Source organism: Mycobacterium sp. NGS15, assembly GCF_059813245.1.
The window spans coordinates 103,521-126,750 of sequence record NZ_JCALEF010000001.1; the positions used below are offsets into that span (position 1 = coordinate 103,521).

At 65.3% G+C, this 23,230-nt stretch carries 22 protein-coding genes and 1 pseudogene; 13 read left to right on the forward strand and 10 right to left on the reverse strand.

What is annotated here, in order from left to right:
• The first annotated feature begins 19 nt into the window (after nt 1–19).
• On the forward strand, nt 20–1,462 hold the full coding sequence (locus tag AC5Y5C_RS00545) for a CCA tRNA nucleotidyltransferase (protein WP_499968053.1): 1,443 nt from the start codon (nt 20–22) through the stop codon (nt 1,460–1,462).
• Here the strand turns inward: AC5Y5C_RS00545 and AC5Y5C_RS00550 are convergent, their stop codons facing one another.
• Nucleotides 1,463–2,209, reverse strand: a complete 747-nt coding sequence (locus tag AC5Y5C_RS00550) for a sulfite exporter TauE/SafE family protein (protein ID WP_499969251.1) — start codon at nt 2,207–2,209, stop codon at nt 1,463–1,465.
• A 167-nt stretch (nt 2,210–2,376) separates the two neighbouring features.
• Here AC5Y5C_RS00550 and AC5Y5C_RS00555 point away from each other — a divergent pair, with 167 nt between their 5' ends.
• Nucleotides 2,377–2,925 (forward strand): pullulanase, encoded by a 549-nt coding sequence (locus tag AC5Y5C_RS00555; RefSeq protein WP_499968055.1) that lies wholly within the window; start codon nt 2,377–2,379, stop codon nt 2,923–2,925.
• On the opposite strand, the gene AC5Y5C_RS00560 is transcribed toward AC5Y5C_RS00555, so the two are convergent.
• From AC5Y5C_RS00560 to AC5Y5C_RS00570, 3 genes are read right to left on the reverse strand one after another with little or no spacing between them, the layout of a single operon-like run.
• Nucleotides 2,893–4,101 (reverse strand): phthiocerol/phthiodiolone dimycocerosyl transferase family protein, encoded by a 1,209-nt coding sequence (locus AC5Y5C_RS00560; protein ID WP_499968057.1) that lies wholly within the window; start codon nt 4,099–4,101, stop codon nt 2,893–2,895. The genes AC5Y5C_RS00555 and AC5Y5C_RS00560 overlap by 33 nt on opposite strands.
• 44 nt (nt 4,102–4,145) lie before the next feature.
• Nucleotides 4,146–4,925 carry a TIGR03084 family metal-binding protein gene (locus tag AC5Y5C_RS00565; RefSeq protein WP_499968059.1) on the reverse strand — a complete coding sequence of 260 codons (780 nt, stop codon included), beginning with the start codon at nt 4,923–4,925 and terminating at the stop codon, nt 4,146–4,148.
• Entirely contained in the window at nt 4,909–6,225 is a 1,317-nt protein-coding gene (locus AC5Y5C_RS00570) for an MFS transporter (RefSeq protein ID WP_499968062.1), read from the reverse strand. Before AC5Y5C_RS00570 ends, AC5Y5C_RS00565 begins: the two co-directional genes overlap by 17 nt.
• 127 nt (nt 6,226–6,352) lie before the next feature.
• Between AC5Y5C_RS00570 and AC5Y5C_RS00575 the strand changes: the two genes are divergently transcribed.
• Nucleotides 6,353–6,979, forward strand: a complete 627-nt coding sequence (locus AC5Y5C_RS00575; protein ID WP_499968064.1) for a YqgE/AlgH family protein — start codon at nt 6,353–6,355, stop codon at nt 6,977–6,979.
• A gap of 2 nt (nt 6,980–6,981) precedes the next feature.
• Here AC5Y5C_RS00575 and AC5Y5C_RS00580 read toward each other — a convergent pair whose 3' ends face one another.
• The 4 genes and pseudogenes from AC5Y5C_RS00580 to AC5Y5C_RS00595 form a co-directional block, all read right to left on the reverse strand.
• A complete protein-coding gene (locus AC5Y5C_RS00580) occupies nt 6,982–7,815 on the reverse strand; it encodes a DUF4393 domain-containing protein (protein WP_499968066.1) in 834 nt (277 codons plus the stop codon).
• A 36-nt stretch (nt 7,816–7,851) separates the two neighbouring features.
• A complete protein-coding gene (locus tag AC5Y5C_RS00585; RefSeq protein WP_499968068.1) occupies nt 7,852–9,228 on the reverse strand; it encodes a hypothetical protein in 1,377 nt (458 codons plus the stop codon).
• 244 nt (nt 9,229–9,472) lie between these two features.
• Nucleotides 9,473–9,841, reverse strand: a pseudogene (locus AC5Y5C_RS00590) (hypothetical protein); the annotation flags it as partial.
• A gap of 30 nt (nt 9,842–9,871) precedes the next feature.
• A complete protein-coding gene (locus tag AC5Y5C_RS00595) occupies nt 9,872–10,819 on the reverse strand; it encodes an LpqN/LpqT family lipoprotein (protein WP_499968070.1) in 948 nt (315 codons plus the stop codon).
• A gap of 315 nt (nt 10,820–11,134) precedes the next feature.
• Here AC5Y5C_RS00595 and leuS point away from each other — a divergent pair, with 315 nt between their 5' ends.
• Complete coding sequence (leuS, locus tag AC5Y5C_RS00600) at nt 11,135–13,957, forward strand: leucine--tRNA ligase (protein ID WP_499969252.1); 2,823 nt, start codon at nt 11,135–11,137, stop codon at nt 13,955–13,957.
• A gap of 78 nt (nt 13,958–14,035) precedes the next feature.
• Nucleotides 14,036–14,206, forward strand: coding sequence for a hypothetical protein (locus AC5Y5C_RS00605; RefSeq protein ID WP_499968072.1), 171 nt, complete (start codon nt 14,036–14,038; stop codon nt 14,204–14,206).
• A gap of 1 nt (nt 14,207) precedes the next feature.
• Here AC5Y5C_RS00605 and AC5Y5C_RS00610 read toward each other — a convergent pair whose 3' ends face one another.
• Nucleotides 14,208–14,873, reverse strand: coding sequence for an SDR family oxidoreductase (locus AC5Y5C_RS00610; protein WP_499968074.1), 666 nt, complete (start codon nt 14,871–14,873; stop codon nt 14,208–14,210).
• Between the two features lie 120 nt (nt 14,874–14,993).
• Here AC5Y5C_RS00610 and ggh point away from each other — a divergent pair, with 120 nt between their 5' ends.
• On the forward strand, nt 14,994–16,334 hold the full coding sequence (gene ggh, locus AC5Y5C_RS00615; protein ID WP_499968076.1) for a glucosylglycerate hydrolase: 1,341 nt from the start codon (nt 14,994–14,996) through the stop codon (nt 16,332–16,334).
• A gap of 3 nt (nt 16,335–16,337) precedes the next feature.
• On the opposite strand, the gene AC5Y5C_RS00620 is transcribed toward ggh, so the two are convergent.
• Nucleotides 16,338–16,811, reverse strand: coding sequence for an Lrp/AsnC family transcriptional regulator (locus tag AC5Y5C_RS00620; RefSeq protein WP_499968078.1), 474 nt, complete (start codon nt 16,809–16,811; stop codon nt 16,338–16,340).
• A 163-nt stretch (nt 16,812–16,974) separates the two neighbouring features.
• Between AC5Y5C_RS00620 and pdhA the strand changes: the two genes are divergently transcribed.
• The 7 genes from pdhA to AC5Y5C_RS00655 all read left to right on the forward strand — a co-directional run bounded on the left by pdhA (nt 16,975) and on the right by AC5Y5C_RS00655 (nt 23,229).
• Nucleotides 16,975–18,087: a pyruvate dehydrogenase (acetyl-transferring) E1 component subunit alpha gene (gene pdhA, locus AC5Y5C_RS00625; RefSeq protein ID WP_499969253.1), complete on the forward strand. Its 1,113-nt coding sequence runs from the start codon at nt 16,975–16,977 to the stop codon at nt 18,085–18,087.
• Between the two features lie 11 nt (nt 18,088–18,098).
• Complete coding sequence (locus AC5Y5C_RS00630) at nt 18,099–19,061, forward strand: alpha-ketoacid dehydrogenase subunit beta (RefSeq protein WP_211196787.1); 963 nt, start codon at nt 18,099–18,101, stop codon at nt 19,059–19,061.
• A gap of 16 nt (nt 19,062–19,077) precedes the next feature.
• Nucleotides 19,078–20,349: a dihydrolipoamide acetyltransferase family protein gene (locus AC5Y5C_RS00635; protein WP_499968080.1), complete on the forward strand. Its 1,272-nt coding sequence runs from the start codon at nt 19,078–19,080 to the stop codon at nt 20,347–20,349.
• A 49-nt stretch (nt 20,350–20,398) separates the two neighbouring features.
• Complete coding sequence (locus tag AC5Y5C_RS00640; RefSeq protein ID WP_499968082.1) at nt 20,399–21,085, forward strand: sensor domain-containing protein; 687 nt, start codon at nt 20,399–20,401, stop codon at nt 21,083–21,085.
• Complete coding sequence (locus tag AC5Y5C_RS00645; RefSeq protein ID WP_499968084.1) at nt 21,085–21,765, forward strand: sensor domain-containing protein; 681 nt, start codon at nt 21,085–21,087, stop codon at nt 21,763–21,765. The genes AC5Y5C_RS00640 and AC5Y5C_RS00645 overlap by 1 nt, the downstream gene beginning before the upstream one ends.
• A gap of 76 nt (nt 21,766–21,841) precedes the next feature.
• Nucleotides 21,842–22,579 (forward strand): SDR family NAD(P)-dependent oxidoreductase, encoded by a 738-nt coding sequence (locus AC5Y5C_RS00650; RefSeq protein WP_499968086.1) that lies wholly within the window; start codon nt 21,842–21,844, stop codon nt 22,577–22,579.
• On the forward strand, nt 22,576–23,229 hold the full coding sequence (locus tag AC5Y5C_RS00655; protein WP_499968088.1) for a TetR/AcrR family transcriptional regulator: 654 nt from the start codon (nt 22,576–22,578) through the stop codon (nt 23,227–23,229). The genes AC5Y5C_RS00650 and AC5Y5C_RS00655 overlap by 4 nt, the downstream gene beginning before the upstream one ends.
• The last annotated feature ends 1 nt before the right edge of the window (nt 23,230 follow it).

Here is a 23,230-nt window from a genome sequence, read left to right on the forward strand (position 1 = left end):
GCCGGTAGGCTGTCCCGACGTGCCCGAATCGATACCGACCACCGAACTGTTGGCCACCGCCGCAGTGACCCTGAACCGGCACCAGAAGCTGCTCTCCGAGTTGGGTGCGCTCTTCGATTCGGCGGGCTTTGACCTCTATTTGGTGGGTGGCACCGTCCGCGACGCTCTGCTGGGCAGGCTGGGCACCGATTTGGACTTCAGCACAGATGCTCGCCCCCAGCAGGTGCAGGAATTGGTGACCGGCTGGGCCGAGGCCATCTGGGATACCGGTATCGCCTTCGGCACTATCGGGGTGGCCCGCAAGGGGCAGCGGGTGGAGATCACCACGTTCCGTAGCGACAGTTACGACCAGCAGACGCGCAATCCCGAGGTGGTTTTCGGCGACACCCTCGAGGGCGATCTGGTGCGCAGGGATTTCACCGTCAACGCGATGGCGGTCAAGATCGGGCCGGACGGGCCCGGAGAGTTCTGCGATCCGCTGAACGGGCTGGAGGCGCTGCGAGCCGGAGTGCTCGATACTCCGTCGGCTCCGGAGATCTCCTTCGGTGATGACCCGCTGCGCATGCTGCGCGCGGCCCGGTTCGTTTCGCAGCTCGGCTTCACGGTGGCGCAGCGGGTGCTGACGGCACTGGATGCGATGTCCGGCCAGTTGGGCCGCATCACCGTCGAACGAGTGCAGGCCGAGCTGGACAAGTTGATCCTGGGTGCCCATCCGGTCGCTGGAATCGATCTGTTGGTGGACAGCGGGCTGGGCGCTGTGGTGCTGCCCGAGGTCGGCGAGATGCAGCTGACCATCGACGAACATCACCAGCACAAAGACGTGTACCGGCACTCGCTGACGGTGCTGGAGCAGGCGATGGATCTCGAAGACGACGGCCCCGATTTGGTGCTGCGGTGGGCGGCGCTGCTGCACGACATCGGTAAGCCGGCCACGCGTCGGCACGAGGACGGCGGTGGGGTGAGCTTTCACCACCACGAGGTTGTCGGGGCCAAGATGGTGCGCAAGCGGATGCGTGCCCTCAAGTACTCCAAGCAGATGGTCGACGACGTATCGCAGCTGGTGTATCTGCATCTGCGGTTCCACGGGTACGGGGACGGTAAGTGGACCGATTCGGCGGTGCGCCGGTACGTCACCGATGCCGGCCCGTTGTTGCCCCGGCTGCACAAGCTGGTGCGCGCGGACTGCACGACGCGGAACAAGCGGCGTGCAGCCCGGCTGCAGGCCAACTATGACGGGCTCGAGGAGCGCATCTCCGAGCTGACCGCTCAGGAGGATCTGGCGCGGGTGCGGCCCGATCTGGATGGCAACGCGATCATGGAGCTGCTGGGCGTTCCCGCCGGACCGATTGTGGGACAGGCATGGCGGTTCTTGAAGGAGCTCAGGCTGGAACGGGGTCCGCTCGACCACGATGAGGCGGTCGAGGCGCTGCGGGAATGGTGGGCGGCCCGCGGCGGCTCCTGATCAGCCGAGCATGTCGTAGCCGAGCTTGCCTACCATCACCACGACGACCACCAGCAGCACCACCCGGACGAACCCCGCCCCGCGTCCGAGTGCCATATGCGCGCCGAGCTGAGCACCCGCGATATTCGCAACGCCGAGCGCCAGCCCCAGCAGCCACAGCACATGGCCCTGTGACGCGAAGACGATGAGCGCCCCCACGTTGGTTCCGGAGTTGAGCACCTTGGCGGTGGCTGAGCTTTCCAGGAAGGTCATCCCCGCGACGGCGGTCAACACGATGATCATGAAGGTGCCGGTGCCGGGGCCCATGATGCCGTCGTAGAACGCGATGAGGACCGCGGCCACGGCGAGCGCGGTGAGGGTGCTGGTCTTGGTGCCCGCGGTATCTGTGGTCGAGGTTCCGAACTGGGGGCGTGTCGCGACAAACACCCCGACAGCCAGAAGCAGGACCAGCACCACGGGCTTGAACACGGATACGGGTAGCCGCGAGGCGGTATAGGCCCCCGCACTGGAGAATGCTGCCGCCGCGACGAAGGCTCCGAGTAGGGCGCGCCAGTTCAAGGGCGTCTTGGGGAAGAGCCGGATGGCGGCCGATGCAGTGCCCGACAATGCGGCGAGCTTGTTAGTGCCCAGCGCGGTTGCCGGGGTCATCCCGGGGAAGACGAGCATCAGTACCGGGATGAGGATGAGCCCGCCGCCACCCACGACCGCGTCGACCCAGCCGGCGGCGGCCGCTGCACCGAGAAGCAGCGCGAGCGTTGGGGCATCCACGGGGTCAGAGATTACGGATGGAACCGAATCGCCGGGCTTCCCCTCCTATGTATGTGAACCGAAATCACCGCGCGTTCTGTCTGGGCGGTTATCCACATGCACGAAGACGACGGAACGCCCAGGCTCGCCGGGGGCTCATATCGGATATGGACTACTGCCTTGGTGGAGGTGACGGGGTCGTCACCGCGTGGGAAGCCTCACCCAATGTCGACTTGGACGGTGATGGGATTCTCGACGCGGTGCGTCTGGATTTCGACGGTGACGGGTTGTTCGACGACGTGATGTGGGACGCCGACGGTGACGGCTCGGCCGACCACAGTGTCCTCGATGTGGACAACGACGGCAGACCCGAGTCGTACTTCACCGATGATGGCTTGGGCACGTGGGCGTTTCACGTGGAACGAAGCGGATCGATCAGCTGGTTCGGTCTTGACGGGGTAGAACACCCCGGTGGCGCGGCCGATATCGATGGAGATGGGAAACCCGAGCAGCTGCTCGACGTTGATGGCGACGGCGATGCCGAAAGAGCTTTCCGCACCGATGAATCCGGCTCTTCCGTCTATGCCGATACCACCGGCGACGGGCGCTGGGACATTGAACTCATCGACGCTGACGGCGACGGCGCCGCCGATGCTGCGCGGCCACTGGGACCCCCGCACCCGTCAGCTCAGAATGCGGTCGAAGGCCCGTCGTAGTGCCGCGGTCCACGCGACCGTGGGATCGGACTGGTCGATCACCCACGCCGGATGGTCGATGCTGAGCCGACTGTCGCAGGTGGTGAGGAAGAAGCTCGGTGGAGTCGCGGCGGCCCGGCCGGTGCGCAGACTGCTCGCGGAAGCGCGAAAGTCGTGAATCCGCAAGCCATCGGGCAGACGCAGCAGGGGAATGCGTCCCCAGTTGGTGACCATGAGGGGGTTTGGGACAGGTTGTCGCCATGGATTCGGCTGTCGTAGGAAGAATTCGTGTGCGGTGTGCTGGGCGAGGCCCTCGGTGAGGGAGTTCAGCACCGCTCGTCCGATGCGCACCGGGTCGTCCTTCGGCCCGACGTCGACCGCGGCACTGTCGGAGCCCTGGATGACGGTGCCCGCCTCGGCGGCGATGGTCCTCCCTGCCCGTGCGCGTAGATCCACCGACGACACCACGCCGAATGTGGTCGGTGCGTCCTGGCCGGAGAGGTCGTGCGCGGCACGCACGATGGCGGCGCAGGCAATTCCGTGCACGGTGAGGCCGGCCGCGCGAGCGGCGGTGAACAGGCGCGCGGTGTCGTCGTATCCGAGACGGGTGCGTCCGTGCCGGACCGCGACGGCCGGGGTGGCCGGGATGGCGCTGTCCACGGTGGTGGATTGCGTTGATCGGGGGCGTTCGGGAATGCCGAATCCGCGGTCGCCGAGGAAGGTCTCCAGCGACATGGCCAACGGATGCGCGGTGATCGTCCCGGGTGTCCCGGTCTCGACCACGCGGGTATAGAACGCGCACAGCGCCTCCAGGTAGCGCAGCGAGGCGGCGGCATCGGCGATGCTGTGATGGGTCAGCAGGGTCAAGCGAAAGTCATCGCCATGCTGGGCCACATCCACGGCGCACACCGCGCCGGGCTCGACGACGGCGAAGTCGGCGGCGGGCAGGACGGTGCCCGTCCCCACTCGCAGCGCGGGTGCGCGGTGAGCCTGCCGCAGGGCATAGCCGAGTTCGTGGGGAACGATCTCGGCGTTCAATACCGGGTAGCTCGCCAGTAGCGCATGGAAAGCGGTTGTCAGGGCGCCGATATCGAGTGCGCCGGTTCCGAACGCCGAGTACGCGACGGTGCTGCGGCTGTCCGCGAACATCGCCTCGGAGGGATCGAGCGGACGGAGCAACGTGCACCAGTCCGGCATGACGCGAAGGATTACTCTGTGCCTACCCGCGGCCCATCCGCCGCCTACCCGCGGCCTTCACCGGGCGGGCCGGCGAAGGCCTGCGCGATGGACAGCCACTTCTGCGCGTCCTCGCCGGTGGCCTGTAGATCAAGCTCGGCCCGGGGCCGGCGCTGAGTCACCAAGTAGCAGAAATCGAGGGCCGATCCGGTGACGCGCTGGGCGGCCTCTTCGGGACCCCAGGCCCACGTGTCACCATCGGGTCCGGTCAGCTCCACTCGGAACGGTTCGGCCGGGGCTGGCAGCGAATGCACCGAGAACGCGTAGTCCCGGGTCCGAACACCAAGGTGAGCAATGGATTTCAGCCGAGCGGTGGGCGCAGGGACCACTCCGAGCGCGTCGGCGACGTCAAGGGCGTGCGCCCACGTCTCCATAAGGCGTGCGGTGCCCATGGAGGCTGGGCTCATCGGCGGCCCGTACCAGGGGATCTTCACACCGTCCGGCACCGCGCGCAGCGCGGCATGCAGTTGGTTGCGGGTGTCGCGCCAGCGGGTGAGCAACTGGGCCGGAGGGGTCTGCGCGGTCTCCTCGGCGGCCCTGTCCACGAATCCGAAGGGATCGGCCAGCGCCTTGGGCAGCTCGTTGGCGAAGCTCTCCGGATCGGTAACCGCCAGCAGCGACTGCGCATCGGTCCAATGCAGATGCGCTATCTGGTGGGCGACGGTCCAGCCGGCCGCCGGAGTGGCTCGCGCCCAGCCCTCCGCGGACAGCGGTGCCACCAGAGCATCGAGCCCATCGCTCTCGTCGCGCAGGTCATCGATGACAGCGTCAGCGGTCGAGGTCACGGGCGTGTCCTTCCGGGTCGGGTTGGTTCGGTTCGGCCGGGCTGGGCCAAAGGGTCCGGGTCATGTGCACGATCAGGCCGATCAAGTAGATCACTGCACCGGAGAAGGCCAGCCAGTGCGCATGCGCGATGAAGGCGGCGGCCACGCTCATGGCACCGGTGAACGTGACCCAGAACAGCGAGTCCTGTACGGCGAAGACGTGCCCCCGCAGGGCATCGTCGACATTGGTCTGCATCCCGACGTCGGCGCACAACTTGATCACTTGTCCCGCCATCCCGAGGCCGAACGCGGCACCCAGCACGACGGGTACGTACAGGCCGGAGGCAATCAGCTGCAGGACAACCGCACCACCGAGAGCCATCCCGAGGGTGCGTCCACGGCCGAATCGCCGCAGCAGGGTAGGGGTGAAGACCGTTCCCAGGAATGAACCGATGCCGGTGCATGCCAGGAACAGTGCCGCGGCGCCGATCCCGGCGAATAGCGATGTGTTGTCGCGCACCAGGACCAGGACCAGCAAGGTGTTGATGCCGAAAACCATGCGGTGGGCGGCCAGGCCGATGAGTGCATCGAACACCGACGGCGTGCTGACGATGGTGCGCGCACCGTGCAGCCAGCCGGTAGCGACGGCATAGAAGGCTGAGCCGTGCACGGCGCGCACGCTGTCGTCAGGGCCCAGCCGGTCACCGGGAAAACCGGAGGCCACCCACGCCGCCGCCGTTGCGGGCACGATGACCAGGAAAATGACTGTGGCAGAACCTAAGTCCCCGGCTCCGAAGACGCCCCGCAGCATCAGCATGAAGTTGGCACCCACAAAGGTGGCAGTGGCACCGACAGCGGTGGCCACCGAGTTCATGGTCGCGACCTGATCGCGAGGCACCACGTGGGGGAGGGCAGCGGATAGACCCGACGTCACGAACCGGGTGACCCCGTTGACGATCAGCGCGCCCAACAACAGCACCACATCGCCCGCGCCGAAGGCTAGTTCGATACCGACGAGGGTCACCAGCAATACCCGGATCAGGTTGGCGCAGATCAAGACCGCACGCCGGTCCCATCGGTCCAGCAGCGCACCCGCGAAGGGACCGATCGCCGAATACGGCAGGAACAGCACCGCGAACGCGCCGGCGATGGCCCACGGCTCGGCCTCACGCTCGGGGTTGAACAGCAGCGCACCCGCCAGCCCGGCTTGAAAAAGGCCATCGCTGAACTGGGTCAGCAGCCGCACCCAGACGAGCCGCCCGAAGTCGGGGAGACCGTGGATCGCGTGCCACAGGCTCAGCGGCGAGTGGCGCGCAGTCATGTGTGTCGCTTTCGTATGTGGAGATCGGGCTACGGGAGTTAGGGGAGTACTTAACGCCCACACTACAAATGTGTAGCGGTTGGCCGAGCACAAGTCATGAAACGGCAAACGGTGACATGATGTTGAGGTGGCGCATGGGGACGAGCCCGAAGAGGGCGAGGCATATGGCGAGGGCTACATCGCGCCGCCGGCACACCGCCTGCGGGCGGGCACCTTGCTGGTCGCCAACACCAACCTATTCGAGCCGACGTTTCGGCGCAGCGTGATCTTCATCGTCGAACACAACGACGGCGGCACTCTGGGTGTGGTGCTCAACCGCCCGAGTGAGACCGCGGTGTACAACGTGCTGCCGCAATGGGCCAAAATTGCCAGCAAGCCCAAGACGATGTTCATCGGCGGGCCGGTCAAACGTGATGCGGCGCTGTGTCTGGCGACTCTGCGCGCCGGTGTCAGCATCGACGGTGTGAAGGGTCTGCGTCATGTGTCGGGCCGTATGGCCATGGTCGATCTGGATGCCGAGCCTGAGGACATCGCCCCGCTGGTGGAAGGCCTCCGAGTCTTCGCCGGCTACTCGGGGTGGACGATCGGTCAGCTGGAGGGCGAGGTTGAGCGCGATGATTGGATCGTGTTGTCGGCGCTGCCGTCCGATGTGCTGACCGATGCGAGCCATGACCTATGGGCCAAAGTCTTGCGACGGCAGCCGTTGCCGCTGTCGTTGTTGGCGACGCACCCCATCGACGTCAGCCGCAACTAGACTTACAGGTCGTCGCCCACCGATGGATCGGATGGGATGACGGCCCGGCAGAAGTCCTCACCGAATGGCGTCAGGTGGATGCTACGGCGGACGGTCTTATGCGCGCGGCCCGCGCGACGGCACGCCGCGACGACGTCCGGCTGCACTTCCAATACCTGATAGCGTTCGGCCGCAACAGCTTCCGGAGATGAGCGAACCAGTCCGAGTCGCACAAGATTGTTGGTGTAGGCGTTGTTGCGGTCGGTGTAGCGGCAGCCGGAACGTTCCGCGACCATCGACAGCCCCTCGGCGATCATCTCCGAGCCGACGTCAAACGGACGGCTGGTGCGCACGTCCACCACCGGCTGTGCGCCGTGCGCGGCCAGGAATCGCAGGATGCGCGCCTCATCGGGCGCGAGCTGATTGAGAATACGGGCGTACGCGGGATGGGTGTCCTCGACGTCGGTGACATCGGCTGAACGCCGGAGCAATTCGGCACCGCGCCGGCGCAATTCGTCACAGTCGGGCGAACCGGATTCGGTGATATCGATGGTGACCCGAGCTGGGGCCGGCTTGTGCGGCTTGGTGATGGTGAGTCCGGTGGAATCGGTGGGCAGCTGCAGTGCGTCCCGCACGGCGCCTAGGACGTGCTCGGTGGCCGACAGGGCGATATCGGTGGCCGATCGCCCGGCCCGGACGTCGTCGATGATCTTGGTGCCCGTGGTGGTGGCGATATCGGCCGACCATTTCACGCCGCGCCACCAGGTTTTCGCGGCCAGCATGGCCACACCCTGGGCGACGCGATCGGGCCGCAGCGGCTGATTGTTGTGCGCGGGTACGGGCGTGTTATTGCTCATCGGGCATCATCTTGTCAGGTCGATTCGGGGCACGTGTCATCCCGCTGGCGGGAAGATGAGCAGGTGGGCCAGGCCGCCGGCCGCACCCAGGACGGCGCCGTGCACAAAGAGCAACCACTCGTCCTGTTTGACCGCCGAGCGCAGCAACTCGTTGAAATCATCGAGTGAGAGCTTGTGCATCTGGGTCGAGACGAAGGCGCCGATCTTGCCCTGGCGTTGCTTGTTGAACTCCGGATCGGAAAACGCCAGGGGCGCGAATCCGGTTGCCTCGATGGTGACGGACTCGGTGATCTGGTCGTACTGACGTCGGCCGACGGCTACTCGAATAGCACGGCGGGCGGGCCCGAGTGCTTGCTCCAGTGCCGGCCGGATGCCGTCGGCCAGCATCTGCCGGGTGCGGTCCGACCGCGGCCCGTTGAGCATCTCGTTGCCGATGTTCTCCAGGGTGATGACGTTCTCGGAGATGGTGCGTGCGTACTCCTCCGAGATCTCCGACTTGCGCTTGATGAACAGGCCCTGACGCCACGGAACCCACTTGTTGGGATGCACGGGTTCGAAAATCATGGTGATGCCGAGGTAGTTGACGATGTACCCGATGACGATGCCGCCCAGCGGCAGCACGATCCACGGTGTCCACCAGTGGTGTGGAACGGAGTGCAGGATCGCGACTAGGACGAAGCCCATGGGATAGCCGAAGTAGAAACCGAAGTTCTGCATGAACTGCAGCTCTTTATGCCCCATGGTCCGGAAGATGTCGTTGAGCAGCTTGGGATGTGCGGTGAGGTACCGGATGATCATCAGCTTGGCGTCGACCAGTTGCCCGATGTTCTCGCCGATCTGATCGGTCATGTTCTTGACGATCTGCGGCAGTTGATTCTCTATCCGCTTGAACATCATCTCCCGCAATGCGGGCGGCAGGTTGTGCCACAGCTGCGGGTCCTCGCGCTCCATGATCTTGGTGATGACGCTGCGAATCTCTGTCTTGGCAATCAGTGCAAGGTGATTCGCGATGAGGTCCGGTTCGAGCTGCTCGTAGAAGTCCGAGATGCTACCGAGCTTGGCCAGGCTCTTGTCGACGGCGATGCTGGCCATCTTCTCTGCGCGTGACGGCACAATGCCCTGCCACCCGAACCGCCCGTCGGAGGTAATGGCGGGGATCACCTGCACGCGGCGCGGCAGGAAGGCGTACAGGGTGCGCAGTCCGGGAATGCGCCAACCGTAGAAACGTAAGGGTGCGAACAGCATCAGTACACCGGTCCAGTTGGTGATGTATCCGATGATGCCGGTGAACAACGGCACGGTGAGCAGATCCACCATCAGCTGGTCGTCGCGATAGATGTACGCGGCGATACCGGAGGCAAGCGTGAGAACACCGACGAGGATGAACTTCACCACCTGCTTGGTGTCTTTCACGGCTCCCTTTCTGACCACATCTGTCTACGAGTGCCCGGGAACATAACACCAAAAAATGGGCCGACATGGGCGAATACGGATCACATTCAGATGAGGTAGGCGCCGACGTGTCTAAAGATTGGACACGTCAGGTCCGCGCGCACACGGATGAGCCGCTTGCGCGAAGACCGTCATGCCCGGATGAGCCGCTTGCGCGAAGACCGTCATGCCCGGATGAGCCGCTTGCGCGAAGACCGTCACGCCCGGATGAGCCGCTTGCGCGAAGACCGTCACGCCCGGATGAGCCTGCGCTGGGGCAGCCGCCGCAAGAACTGCCGCAGCCGCCCGGGGACGACATCTGTTGTGCAGCGGTGGTGAAGCGCGCGACCTGCCAGGCCGCCGCACCCACGGTGACGATGGCAGCGGTAGCGCACACCACCAGTCCCACTAAACCGATTGCGGTGGAACCGGATAACGCGGCAAGCGCGCCCGCGGCGAGGATGACGGCGGCTGCGGCCTGGGCGGGTGCGAGCATGCGCCGAGGGCTGCCGTGCGGTGCCCGTAGGAATGCGGCCGCCGAGAGCGCACCCAGCAGCCCGGCGAGGGCAATGGTCACGATGGCGGCGATCAACACCCGCTCAGTTTAAGCGGGATATGAGGACGGTTATGCCGCGGGCGGTGCCGGTGGGATGAGCGGAGGCAGGGTGGGCAGGGGTGGCAGGCCCGGGATGCCCGGTGCTGGCGAAGGCGGAGCGTTGGGGTCCGCGGGCGCGGGTGCCCCGGGAGCAGGCGTGACGGGAGCCGCGGGCAGGGCATCCGGATCGGCGAGCGCATTCGGGTCGGCCACCGGCGCGGTGACCGGTGCGGCGTCTCCGAAGCGCAGTCCGTTGACGATCAGGTCTGTCGCGGGAGCCTCGGCGATGGCGTTACCGACGGTGGTGGTGACGGCCAGCTGGACCAGGTACCGGTCCTTTCCCTGCGTGATGATCGCGGCACGGCGCGAGGTGTTGAGGGTTTCACCGTCCTGACGGAAGGTGCCTTCCACGACCGAGGACGGAAAGCCCTGGTAGGTGACCAGCGAGGCGTCTGTCGGCTGCCAGCCCTGCAGTGCCTTGACCTCGACGGGGCCGTGTGAGATGGCCTCGTTGGTGTCGAACTCGCCGATAAGCTTGCTCATCGTGACCTGCGCGTTGGACTGGTAGAGCCCAGTGCCGTTGGCCTTGCTGACAATCACTTGGTAGGCGTTCGGGACGTTGGGATCCGGTACGTTCGCCCAGTTGTTCGGTATCGGGATGCTGACGCGGGGTGCGCCGTGGCTGTTCTTGGTCAGCGGTTCCAGCTTCACGTTCTTGGAAGCGAAGAACTCTGTCAGCGTGCCTTCGTTGGCGGGTGCGAGCCCGCCGATCGGTGCGGCAGGCTGCAGCGGATTCGTTGACGCCGTGGGTGCCGCCACCGGTGCGACGGGGGCTGAAGTGGCAGCGTTCGGAGTGGCCACCGGTGCCGGAGGCACGGGCTGTGGGTCCGCCAACGCGATGGCGGTGGTCCCGGCGAGCAGTGCCGCGACGGAGGCCGTGGCCGCCGCGAACCTGACTGAATACCGTTTGGTCGTCACCTTCTCTGTCCTTCCGGCTCTGTCCGATGCGTCATGTGAGATTGTCTGCGCGTTGTGGATGACAACCGTGAGCGCGGAGGTGCCGACGGCGGTGTCGACAGGCGGGCTTTCGGTTGTGGCGGTCCCGAAGTTAATGAGCGCAGCTGAGAAACCACCCCGGACACCCCCGGAAGTGGCCGGATTGTGACCAGAGTGATTAACTCTCGTCGCCAAAGCGGCGATTTCTGTTCGCTGAGCTGCCGCATTTACCCTTGATGCGTGACCGAAGCCCAGCAGGACGCCACCGGAGATTCAGCGGAAACCGCTGAATTCCCCATGCATCGCTATACCGCGCAGCTCGCCGGGCAGATCGAGCACCACTGGCAACAGAGCTGGGCCGACCGCGGCACGTTCCATGTGCCGAACCCGGTGGGGTCGCTCGCACCTTCCGACGGCACCCCGATTCCCGCGGACAAGATGTTTGTCCAGGACATGTTCCCGTACCCGTCGGGTGATGGGCTGCACGTCGGACACCCGCTGGGTTACATCGCGACGGACGTCTATGCCCGCTTCCACCGGATGCGCGGCGCCAACGTGCTGCATGCGCTGGGGTTCGACGCGTTCGGGCTGCCCGCCGAGCAGTACGCGGTGCAGACCGGGACGCACCCGCGGGTACGCACCGAGGCCAACATCGTCAACTACAAGCGTCAGCTGGGGCGTCTGGGCCTGGGCCATGACTCACGCCGCAGCTTCGCGACCACCGACGTCGACTTCTACAAGTGGACGCAGTGGATCTTCCTGCAGATCTACAACGCCTGGTATGACGTCGACGCCCAGCGGGCCCGTCGTATCGACGAGCTGGTGGCCGAATTCGATTCCGGTGTACGTACGCCTACCGACGGCACGGTGTGGGGCGACCTGAGCGATGGTGAGCGCGCCGATCTTGTCGACTCGTATCGCCTTGTTTACCAATCGGATTCGATGGTCAACTGGTGTCCGGGGTTGGGTACCGTGCTGGCCAACGAAGAGGTCACCTCGGATGGCCGCAGTGAGCGCGGCAACTTCCCGGTTTTCCGTAAACGGTTGCGGCAGTGGATGATGAGGATCACCGCGTACTCCGATCGGCTGATCGACGACCTGGAATTCCTGGATTGGCCCGACAAGGTCAAGACGATGCAGCGCAACTGGATCGGTCGTTCACAGGGTGCGTCGGTGTTGTTCGCCGTAGCAGGCGCCGGCGATATCGAGGTATTTACCACCCGGCCCGACACACTCTTCGGCGCCACCTACATGGTGTTGGCTCCCGAGCACCCGCTTGTTGATTCGCTGGCCGGTGCCAGCTGGCCGGAAGGGACCGACGCGCGGTGGACCGGTGGTCAGGAATCACCACGTGCGGCGATTGACCAGTACCGGCGCTCCATCGCCGCAAAGAGTGATCTGGAACGTCAAGAGAACAAAGAAAAGACGGGCGTGTTCACGGGCGCGTATGCGACAAACCCGGTGAGCGGTGACCCGGTGCCGATCTTCATCGCCGACTATGTGCTGGTGGGTTATGGCACGGGCGCCATCATGGCGGTGCCCGGGCATGACCAGCGTGACTGGGATTTCGCGCATGCCTTTGGTCTGCCTGTGCGGGAAGTGATTTCCGGTGGTGATGTCACGGAGGCCGCATACACGGGCGATGGCGCGTTGGTGAACTCCGACTATCTGAACGGGCTGGACGTCGTCGCCGCGAAGGCCGAGGTGACCCGCCGGTTGGTGAACGACGGACGCGGCGAATCGCGCATCGAGTACAAGCTTCGCGACTGGCTCTTTGCGCGCCAGCGCTATTGGGGCGAGCCGTTCCCGATCGTCTATGACGCGGACGGCCGACCGCTGGCGCTGGGCGAGGATTCGCTGCCCGTCGAGTTGCCGGAGGTCGAGGACTATGCACCGGTGTCCTTCGATCCCGACGATGCGTCGAGCGAGCCCTCACCGCCGCTGTCGAAGGCCACCGATTGGGTGAATGTCGAGCTGGATCTGGGTGATGGGCTCAAGCGGTACACACGTGACACGAACGTGATGCCGCAGTGGGCGGGCAGCTCGTGGTACGAGCTGCGCTACGCGGACCCCGACAATGCTGACGCCTTCTGCGACAAGCAGAACGAGGCCTACTGGTTGGGTCCGCGTCCGGCCGAGCATGGGCCGGATGATCCCGGCGGCGTCGACCTGTACGTGGGTGGCATGGAGCACGCCGTGCTGCACCTGTTGTACTCGCGGTTCTGGCACAAGGTCCTCTACGACCTCGGACACGTCAGCTCCCGCGAACCGTATCGGCGGCTGCTGAACCAGGGTTACATCCAGGCGCACGCCTACACGGACGCACGCGGCATGTACGTCCCGGCCGCCGAGGTGCTCGAGGAGAACGGAAAGTTCTTCTGGCCCGGTCCCGAGGGAAAAGTGGAGGTGAAGCAGGAGTTCGGCAAGATCGGAAAGAGCCTCAAGAACTCGATCTCGCCGGATGACATCTGCGACAACTACGGCGCCGACACGCTGCGCGTGTACGAGATGTCGATGGGCCCGCTCGAGCTCTCGCGTCCATGGGCGACAAAAGATGTCGTTGGCGCGTACCGATTCCTACAGCGGGTGTGGCGCGCGGTGGTCGATGAGGAGACGGGCAAGGTCCGAGTCACCGACGAGAACCTGACCAGTGAGGGCACGCTGCGGGCGCTGCACAAGACGATCGCGGGAGTCGCCGAAGACTATGCAGCCCTGCGTAATAACACTGCTGCGGCCAAGCTGATCGAGTACACCAACCACCTCACCAAGGAGTATCCGGCAGGCGCTCCGCGCGCTGCGGTGGAGCCACTGGTGCTTCTGCTCGCACCGCTGGCGCCGCACCTGGCCGAGGAACTGTGGAGCCGGCTGGGGCGTGATGAGTCGTTGGCCCACGGCCCCTTCCCGGAATCCGATGAGCGGTGGCTGGTGGCCGACACGGTCGAGTACCCCATCCAGGTGAACGGCAAGGTACGCGGACGCATCACGGTTGCCGCCGACGCGCCTGCGGCCGATATCGAGGCGTCGGCCCTTGCCGAGGAGAAGGTGCTCGAGTTCCTGGCGGGTGCCACCCCGAAGAAGGTCATCGTGGTGCCGGGCCGCATGGTGAATCTGGTCGTCTAGGGAGCACGCTTGGATTGGGCCGTCGGTAGCCTTCCTTTTCAAGATCACGTTCAAGATCACGGAGGCCAGGATGGGCGGATGGACGCACACGATGCCGACGGCGTGATGATGCCGGATTTGGCGGCCGTTGCCGAAGCGGTCACCGCCACGATCCGCGAGGGTGATCGCGGTAAGGGCGAGTTCTTGGCCTACCTGGACCGGGCACTTCCTTACAGCGACATCTGGTGCCTGCCCCTGCGCGGCGACTGATTCAGTTCTGCCGCACCACGATCTGGTGAACGCGAGCATCGCGCGGAAGGCTCACGGCATCGGCAACCAGCTGCGCGACCGACTCGGGGCGCATGTACTCAGCCGGATTGTATTCACGCCCTTCATGTTCGGTGAGTTCCTGCTGCATCGGCGTGCTGATCCGGCCGGGATGCACCGAGGTCACCCGAAGCTGCGGCTCCTCGGCCCGCAACACATCGGCGAGTCCGCGCAACGCGAACTTGCTCGTCGAGTACGAGCCGATACCCGGGTGGGCGTTGATCCCCGCCCCGGAATTGATGAACACCACGTCACCCTGCGCCGCGCGTAGCGCGGGAAGAAGCGCCTTGGTGAGCGCTACCGGCGCTAGTACGTTGATCTCCAGGGTCTTTCGCCAGTCGGCCAGGCTGGAGTCGTCGATCGTCGCCGGGTACGAGACCCCGGCGTTGTGCACCAGAAGGTCGAGTTCGCCGATATTGGCTGCGGCCGCCAGCACCGCGTCCTCGTCGCCCAGGTCCACCGGCCACGCGGTGGCACCCAATCCGGCGGCCAGTTCGTCGAGCCGGGCGGAGGGCCTGCCGCCCAGTAGGAGGGCGTGAGTAGGGGCGAGTGCGCGCGCGATCGCGGTGCCGAGTCCGCCGCTTGCGCCGGTGATGAGAGCCAGGGGCATGCGGGCCAGGCTAGCCTCCTTCCGCCGAATGTCGACTTCTAGCGGGTTCCCCTCGCACTGTCGGGCCGAAAGTGCGCTTTCGGCGAGAGGGAACGGCCGAGTACGCCGCACAATGGACGGATGCCGTCCCACCCGATGTTCACTCCCACGCAGCTGGCGGCTCGCGCGGCGTACCTGCTCCGAGGAAACGATCGGGGGACGATGACCAGTGCGGCCCCCAAGTTGTACCCGCACATGTGGAGCTGGGATGCGGCCTTCGTGGCGGTAGGGCTGGCGCCGCTGAGCGTCGAACGTGCCGTTACCGAGCTGGACACGCTGCTCTCGGCGCAATGGGCCAACGGGATGATCCCGCACATCGTGTTCGCCAACGGGGTCGATGGGTACTTTCCCGGGCCGGCACGCTGGCGGACTTCGGAACTGGCTGCGAACGCGCCGTCGAATTGTCAGACATCAGGTATCACCCAGCCGCCGGTGCATGCCATAGCGGTGCAACGCATCTTGGATCACGCGCGTCGGCGGGGCCGCAGCGCCCGGGGGATTGCCGAGGCCTTTCTGGACCGGCGATGGACAGACTTGATGCGATGGCATCGTTGGCTCGCGGAGGCACGAGATCAGAACCAGCACGGCCGAATCACCCTGTATCACGGGTGGGAATCCGGGATGGATAACTCGCCGCGCTGGGATAGTGCGTACGCCAATGTGGTTCCCGGCGAGCTACCGCCGTATGTGCGGGAGGACACCGCGATTGTCACGGATCCGTCGCAGCGCCCCAAGGACGCCGAGTACGACGTCTATCTGTGGCTGCTGGAAGAGATGAAGTCGGTCGGGTATGACGATGCGCGGCTGCCTGACGTGATGAGCTTCGCCATGGAGGACGTGTTCGTCTCGGCGATCTTCGCGGTGGCCTGCGAGGTGCTTGCCACCATCGGCGAGGAGCACGCCCGGCCCCGCGCCGATGTGCGGGAACTGCACGGCTGGGCCGACCGATTCCGGAGCGGGGTTATCGACACCACCGAGGAACGCAGCGGTGCGGCAAGGGATTTCGACGTCAAGACGGGTAAGTGGGTTGCGACCGATACGGTGGCCATGTTTGCGCCACTGCTCTCCGGTGGTCTTCCGCGCCCGCAGGAGCTGGCACTGCTGAGGCTGCTGGAAGGTCCGCGATTCTGCGGCCATCCTGACCTGCGATATGCGCTGGTGCCGTCGACGTCGCCGGTGTCCCGGGACTTTCGTCCGCGCGAATATTGGCGGGGCCCGGTCTGGCCGGTACTCACCTGGCTGTTCTGCTGGGCGTTCGAGCGGCGCGGATGGAGTGAGCGTGCCTTCCTGCTACGGCAGGAAGGATTGCGGCAGGCGGGTGACGGGTCCTTCGCCGAATACTACGAGCCGTTTACCGGTGAGCCGTTGGGCAGCATGCAGCAATCCTGGACGGCCGCAGCGGTACTGGACTGGCTGGGCTGAGCATCAATCTTGCCCCGCGAGGCGCCGCAGCAGTGGTGTCATCCGGAATGCCACCAACTCGTGCATGGCAATCGCGATGGACGTTCGGGCGATGCCCGGGATATCCAGGATGTTCCCGGCGATTCGGTAGAGGTCGTCGCTATCGACGGCCACCACCTTGATCATCAGGTCATCGGCGCCCGCCAGGCCGTGCACCTGCACCACCTCCGGTACATCGGCGAGTGCTACGCCAATGGCCGCCAGCTGATGCTGGTCGATGCGAGCCGTGACGTATGCCGTCATGGGATAGCCCATCGCGCGCGGCACGATTTGATGGTCGATACCGGCCAGCGCCTCGTGCTGGTCCCAGCGGGTCAGCCGCGCCTGCACCGTGTTGCGGGACAGATTCAGCCGCTGTGCCAGCTCCACTCCGGACGCACGGGGGGTTTGCGTGAGTGCGAGTAACAACTTTGCATCGGTGGCGTCCAGAGTGGTCATAGCGCGCAGTATCGCACAGGACGGCACGGCGAATATGGGCAGAATGCTTAATTCGGCACGCATCGGTTGCGCAGTATGACTATCTGATGCACTGTGAGACATGACACAACCACAAGGTGGTGGTCATCGGTGGGCGGCGCATCACTTCGTTAGCGAGGCGGGTATGGAAACCATCCAGCTCCTGGATCCGGAAGGCAGCCGGGTCGAGAATCCGGCGTACACGCCGCTGGTCGCGGACATTGGCGATCAGCAGCTTGTCGCGCTGTACGAGGACATGGTGGTGGTCCGTCGCATCGACACCGAGGCCACGGCCCTGCAGCGTCAGGGTGAGCTCGCGCTGTGGGCACCGCTGTTGGGCCAGGAGGCCGCGCAGGTCGGCTCGGCCCGAGCGCTGGCGCACGACGACTTCGCCTTCACCAGTTTCCGTGAGCACGGCGTCGCGTACTGCCGCGGTGTCGAGCCCACCGCCATGCTCCAGTTCTGGCGAGGTTCAACGCAGTCGGGCTGGAATCCCCGCGACCACAACGTGACTGCACCGGCGATCATCGTCGGCGCGCAGACGCTGCACGCCACCGGATACGCCATGGGTGTCAAGTTCGACGGGGCGGATACCGCGGTCGTCGCATACTTCGGCGATGGCGCCACCAGTCAGGGCGATGTATCGGAGGCCTTTGCCTTCGCATCGAGTTTCGGTGCGCCCGTTGTCTTCTTCTGCCAGAACAACCAGTGGGCCATCAGCGAGCCGGTCCGGGTGCAGAGCCACCTACCGCTGGCGGCACGCGGCAGCGGATTCGGTGTACCGGGTATTCGGGTGGACGGCAACGATGTGCTGGCGGTGATGGCCGCGACGCGCGCGGCATTACGGCGCGCGCGCGAGGGCAGCGGGCCCACCCTCATCGAGGCGGTCACCTATCGGATGGGGCCGCACACCACCTCTGATGACCCAACCAAGTACCGCAACTCCGCCGAGCTTGAGGAGTGGCGTGCCAAGGACCCGCTCTCGCGGGTGGAAAAGTACTTGGCAGGACGAGGAGCCCTGACAGATTCGGAGAAGCAGCGCATCGCGGCGAAGGCCGACGAGGTCGCCGCCGAGATGCGCGCCGGATGCCTCGGCACGATCGAGCCGACGGCTGCGGACATGTTCAATGACGTATACGCAGAACCACATTCGCTCGTCGCCGCGGAACGACGCGACTATTTGGAATACCTCGCCGGCTTTGAAGACGAAGGGGTCGATGAGGCGCTTGCGCGAAGAGAAGGGACCTACGCATCATGACCAGAATGACGATGTCCGGTGCCCTGAACGCGGGTCTGCGCGCGGCCCTGGAAGACGATGACAAGGTGATCGTCATGGGGGAGGACGTGGGCAAGCTCGGCGGCGTCTTCCGGGTCACCGATGGGCTGCAGAAGGACTTCGGGGACCATCGGGTGATCGATACGCCGCTCGCCGAGTCCGGAATCATCGGTACCGCAGTGGGTTTGGCCATGCGTGGATATCGCCCGGTGTGCGAGATCCAGTTCGATGGCTTCGTGTACCCGGCCTTTGACCAGATCGTCAGTCAGGTGGCCAAGCTGCACTATCGGACCAAGGGTGCGGTGGGCATGCCGCTGACCATCCGTATCCCATTTGGCGGTGGAATCGGTGCGGTGGAGCACCATTCAGAGTCGCCGGAGGCGTACTTCGCGCACACGGCCGGCCTGCGGGTGGTGGCGTGCGGATCGCCGCAGGATGCTTACGACATGATCCGCCAGTCCGTGGCGTGCGATGACCCGGTCATCTTCTTCGAGCCCAAGCGCCGCTACTGGGAGAAGGGCGAGGTCAGCACCGAATCTCAGGATCTGCTCCCGCTGTCCTCCGCCCGCATCGTCCGGCCCGGCACCGCGGCCACCATCGCCGCATACGGTCCGATGGTCGCGGTCGCCACCGCCGCGGCGGATATGGCAGCCGCGGAGGGTGTGTCGATCGAGGTGGTGGACCTGCGCTCCCTCTCGCCGGTCGACTTCGAGACCCTGGAGGCGTCGGTGCGCAAGACCGGGCGGCTGGTGGTGGTTCACGAGGCGTCGGTGTTCATGGGGTTGGGCGCGGAGATCGCGGCACGCATCACCGAGCGGTGCTTCTATCACCTGGAGGCTCCGGTCCTGCGGGTCGGCGGCTTCGCCCTGCCGTACCCCGCCAACAAGGTGGAGCACCACTACCTGCCCGACGCGGAGCGGGTGATGGACGCCGTCGACCGCGCCATCGCCGCCTAGGAGGAATGCGAAATCCATGGCAGTCAAACAGTTTCTGCTCCCGGATCTCGGTGAGGGGCTCACCGAAGCCGACCTGATCTCCTGGAAGGTGAAGGTCGGTGACGAGGTGAAGCTGAACCAGGTGCTCGCCGATGTGGAGACGGCGAAAGCGATGGTGGAGCTGCCGTCCCCCTACGAAGGAACCGTGGTGGCGTTGGAGGCGGCCGAGAATTCGACCCTTGCGGTCGGGTCGCCGCTGATCTCGATCGAGGTTGCCGGTGCCGAACCGGACGCGCCCGCGAACCTTGTCGGCTACGGTCCGTCGGAATCGAGTGGCCAGACGCGTCGTCGGCGGCGCACGGCAGCGGGGTCGGCCGCGCTCGCGCTGGTGGAAGAGACGGCGGCGCCCACGCCGATAACAGTGCAGCCGGCGGCCGTGGACCAGCCCCGCCCCGCCGCCAAGCCGTCGGTCCGCAAGCTCGCTGCCGAACTCGGCGTGACTCTCGACCTGATCGCCGGGACCGGGATCGGGGGCAGCATCACCCGACAGGATGTGGAGGCCTACACCCGCAGCCTGACCGCCCGCGCTCCGCAGGTCGAGCCCGCGGTTTCGCTGGGAGGGGAGACGCGGATTCCCATCGCGGGTGTCCGCAAGCACACCGCCGCCGCCATGGTGCGCAGCGCCTTCACGGCGCCGCATGTCACCGAGTTTCTGACGGTCGACATGACCGCGACGATGGAGCTGCTTGCCGAGTTGAAGGCGAAGCACCCCGACCTCAAGCTCACCCCGATGACACTGGTCGCTCGGATGGTGCTGCTGACGTTACGGTCGCACCCCTCGCTCAACTCCAGCTGGGACGAACAAGCCGGAGAGATCGTCATCAAGCACTACGTGAATCTCGGCGTCGCCGCCGCGACCGAGCGCGGACTGGTGGTTCCGAACGTCAAGGGCGCCCAGGGGATGTCGTTGCGCGAGTTGGCCGTGGCTTTCGCGCAATTGGTGAGCACCGCGCGTGAGGGAAAGACCGCGCCCGCCGATATGACCGGGGGAACCTTCACGCTGACCAACATCGGAGTGTTCGGCGTCGACGCGGGCACCCCGATCCTCAATCCGGGTGAGGCGGCCATCTTGGCTCTGGGCTCGATCGCCAAACGCCCCTGGGTGGTGCACGGCGAGCTCGCGGTCCGTGACGTCACCACGCTGGCGCTGTCCTTCGACCACCGGCTGGTCGATGGTGAGCAGGGGTCGAAGTTCCTCGCGGATCTGGGTGCAATGCTCACCGATCCGCGCATGGCACTGGTGGTGTAGCTACACTCCTAGCAAACCCTGATCGGGGGTTGCGGGGATAGGGGTGTGTATGCGCCGAGGTATCGCGCTGTTGTGTGTGGCGCTTAGTTTGGCTGCTTGCACGCGGATTGCCGATGGTGAGGCGCTGGTGCCGGTAGAGAGGGGGAGCTTTTACCGAGAGATTCGGCCGGTAGATGGCAAGCTCCGCGGGCGGCTCCTTACTCCCGAGGAGATACGGGAAGTTACCGGCCTCCCGAGGCTGCTGGAGGTGTGGGAGCCGGTCGACGGCATGTTCGGGTCCACCAGCCCCGATCGTGCCTGTGGAATCGGCTATTCACTGGCCGAGAATGTGCAGTACGCGGGGTACGCTGCGGCACGGATCGAGGGCTACTCCCAAGAATCCGACGAGGCGCGGATGTATTCGGTGAGTGATGCGCTGGTGGTGTTTGCAGATGCGGCCGTCGCGCAGCGTGAGTTCCGGTCCTTCTCGGGCAAGATGTCGCAGTGTGATGGGGTTACGACAGATACGGGGCACGAATTCGATTCCGACGCCTGGACTCTGAGCGTCACCAGCGCCGATACCGCCGATGAGGTGGCGTGGACGCGTAGCGTGGTCGACTCGAGCTGGACCTGCTACATGGCCGCACGACAGCGGACCAACTTCGTGGCATCGTCGATGTTCTGCACCCATGGTTCTGATAACAAGGCGGGCGATGTGCTGGACCGATTGACGATGAAGCTCTCGGAGACACGGTAATGCGCTGGGTACCAATCATTTTGCTCAGCCTTTCTGCGCTGTTTACCTCGTGCACGCATGCGGTCGCGGGTGAGGCCGCCGCCCCCGCCAAGCCGGAGAGGCTCTACCCGGTGTTGCCGCCGAGGCAGGCCGACCTTGAAGATCGCCTGCTGTCGGCATCGGATGTTCGTGCGGCAGTGGGTCTTCCGGAGGTCAAGACCATTCCGCCGCTCGACACGGTGCTCTCGACGGCGAACACCGTGTCCGATTGCGCGTACGGGTACTCCCTGGCCACCCGGCAGCAGTACCTGAGCTTCAGCGCGGCACGCATCCAGGCGTACTCCGAAACCGTCGGAAAGGTACGCAGACACACCATCGGCACGGCGCTCATCGTGTTCGAGACCGCCACCTCGGCCAGCCAGCAGTTCGAGCAGTTTGCCCAGCGCATGTCCAGATGCGATGGAGTGCATGGCACTACCGCGGTGGGTGGCGTCCAGGAAAGCTGGACGCTCAGCATCGTGCACAGCGGTCGTGACGAGGTGAACTGGACGCGCACCACCGACCGCTCACCGTGGTCGTGCCGGCTGGTGGCACGACAGCGCGCGAACTACGTCGCCTCGGTGATGTTCTGCCGTCTCGATCCGGAGGACGACAAGACCGAAGCGCTGTTCACGCTGTTGCTGGACAAGCTCGCTCGCTGATCGAGCACAGCAGCCCTTGCGTTATCGGCGTCGCCTCTTTAATGTATCGATCGCCACATTAATGGAGGAGACTCGGATGCTGCAGGACAAGGTCGTCGTCGTCACCGGTGGGAGCCGCGGCTTGGGGCGAGCGATGGTGCAGGCGTTCGCGGCCCACGGCGCCGACGTGGTGATCGCGAGCCGGAAGATCGACTCCTGTAACGAGCTGGCCGCCACGGTGGAAGCCGAGCATGGCCGCCGTGCGCTCCCGGTGGCCTGCAATGTCAGCTCCTGGGCACAATGCGATGAGCTGGTCGACACGGTGTACCGCGAATTCGGCCGCGTGGACGTGTTGGTGAACAACGCGGGACTGTCCCCGCTGTACCCCAGCCTGGACCAGGTGTCGGAAGCATTGTTCGACAAGGTGATCGGGGTCAACGTGAAGGGCCCGTTCCGGTTGTCGGCATCGATCGCCACCAAGATGGCGGCAGGAGCCGGCGGTTCGATCATCAACATCAGCTCGATCGAAGCGGTGCGGCCCGACGCCACCGCGCTGCCGTATGCGGCGGCCAAGGCCGGTTTGAACGCCCTGACCCTCGGGCTGTCGCATACTTTTGGACCGACCGTGCGTGCCAACACGATTCAGTGCGGGCTGTTCAACACGGATATCGCGGCGGCCTGGCCGGAGGGATTCGCCGAGGCGCTCATTCCCAGCATTCCGTTGCGGCGTGTCGGTGAACCGGAGGATATCGTCGGCGCGGCACTGTATCTCGCAAGCGAAGCGTCGGCCTACTGCACGGGAACGACGATTCGCTTGGATGGTGGCATCCTGTGACGGAGGCCAGCGCCAAACCGCGACGGGGCCGGCCCCCCGCGTCCGACGGTGATGCCGCGGCGACCCGCCGGCGGATCATGGACGTGGCAACGGAACTCTTCGCGGAAAAGGGATTTCACGCTACAGGCGTCGCAGAGATCGGTTCGGTGGCAGGTGTGCGCGGTGGTGCGCTGTACTACCACATCGGATCCAAAGAGGAACTTCTCTGGGAGATCTTGCGCAGCTACATCGACGAGATGCTCACCGAGGCAGCGCATATCGCGGGCATGAACACCGCGCCGGACAAGCGTCTGCGCACGCTGATCGGCTCCTACGTCATCCTCATCGTCAAGTACCGCAAGCAGGTCGCCATCCAGGTCCGCGATGGTTCCGCGCTGACCGGTGAGCGCGCCGCGGAACTGCAGGAACTACGCGACGAGTTGCAGCGCTGTTGGCAGCGCGTCCTCGATGAGGGCCACGAGGCCGGGGTGTTTCGCTCGGCCGATCACCTGATCACCAACGCGATCCTCGGGATGCTCAACATGGTGGCGGTCTGGTATCGGGCCGACGGCAAGAGCCCGGCACAGATCGCCAAGCGCATCGCCGACATGGTCTTGGACGGTGTCCAGATGAACTGTCCCAGTGAACCCGAACCGACAGGAAGTGACTGAC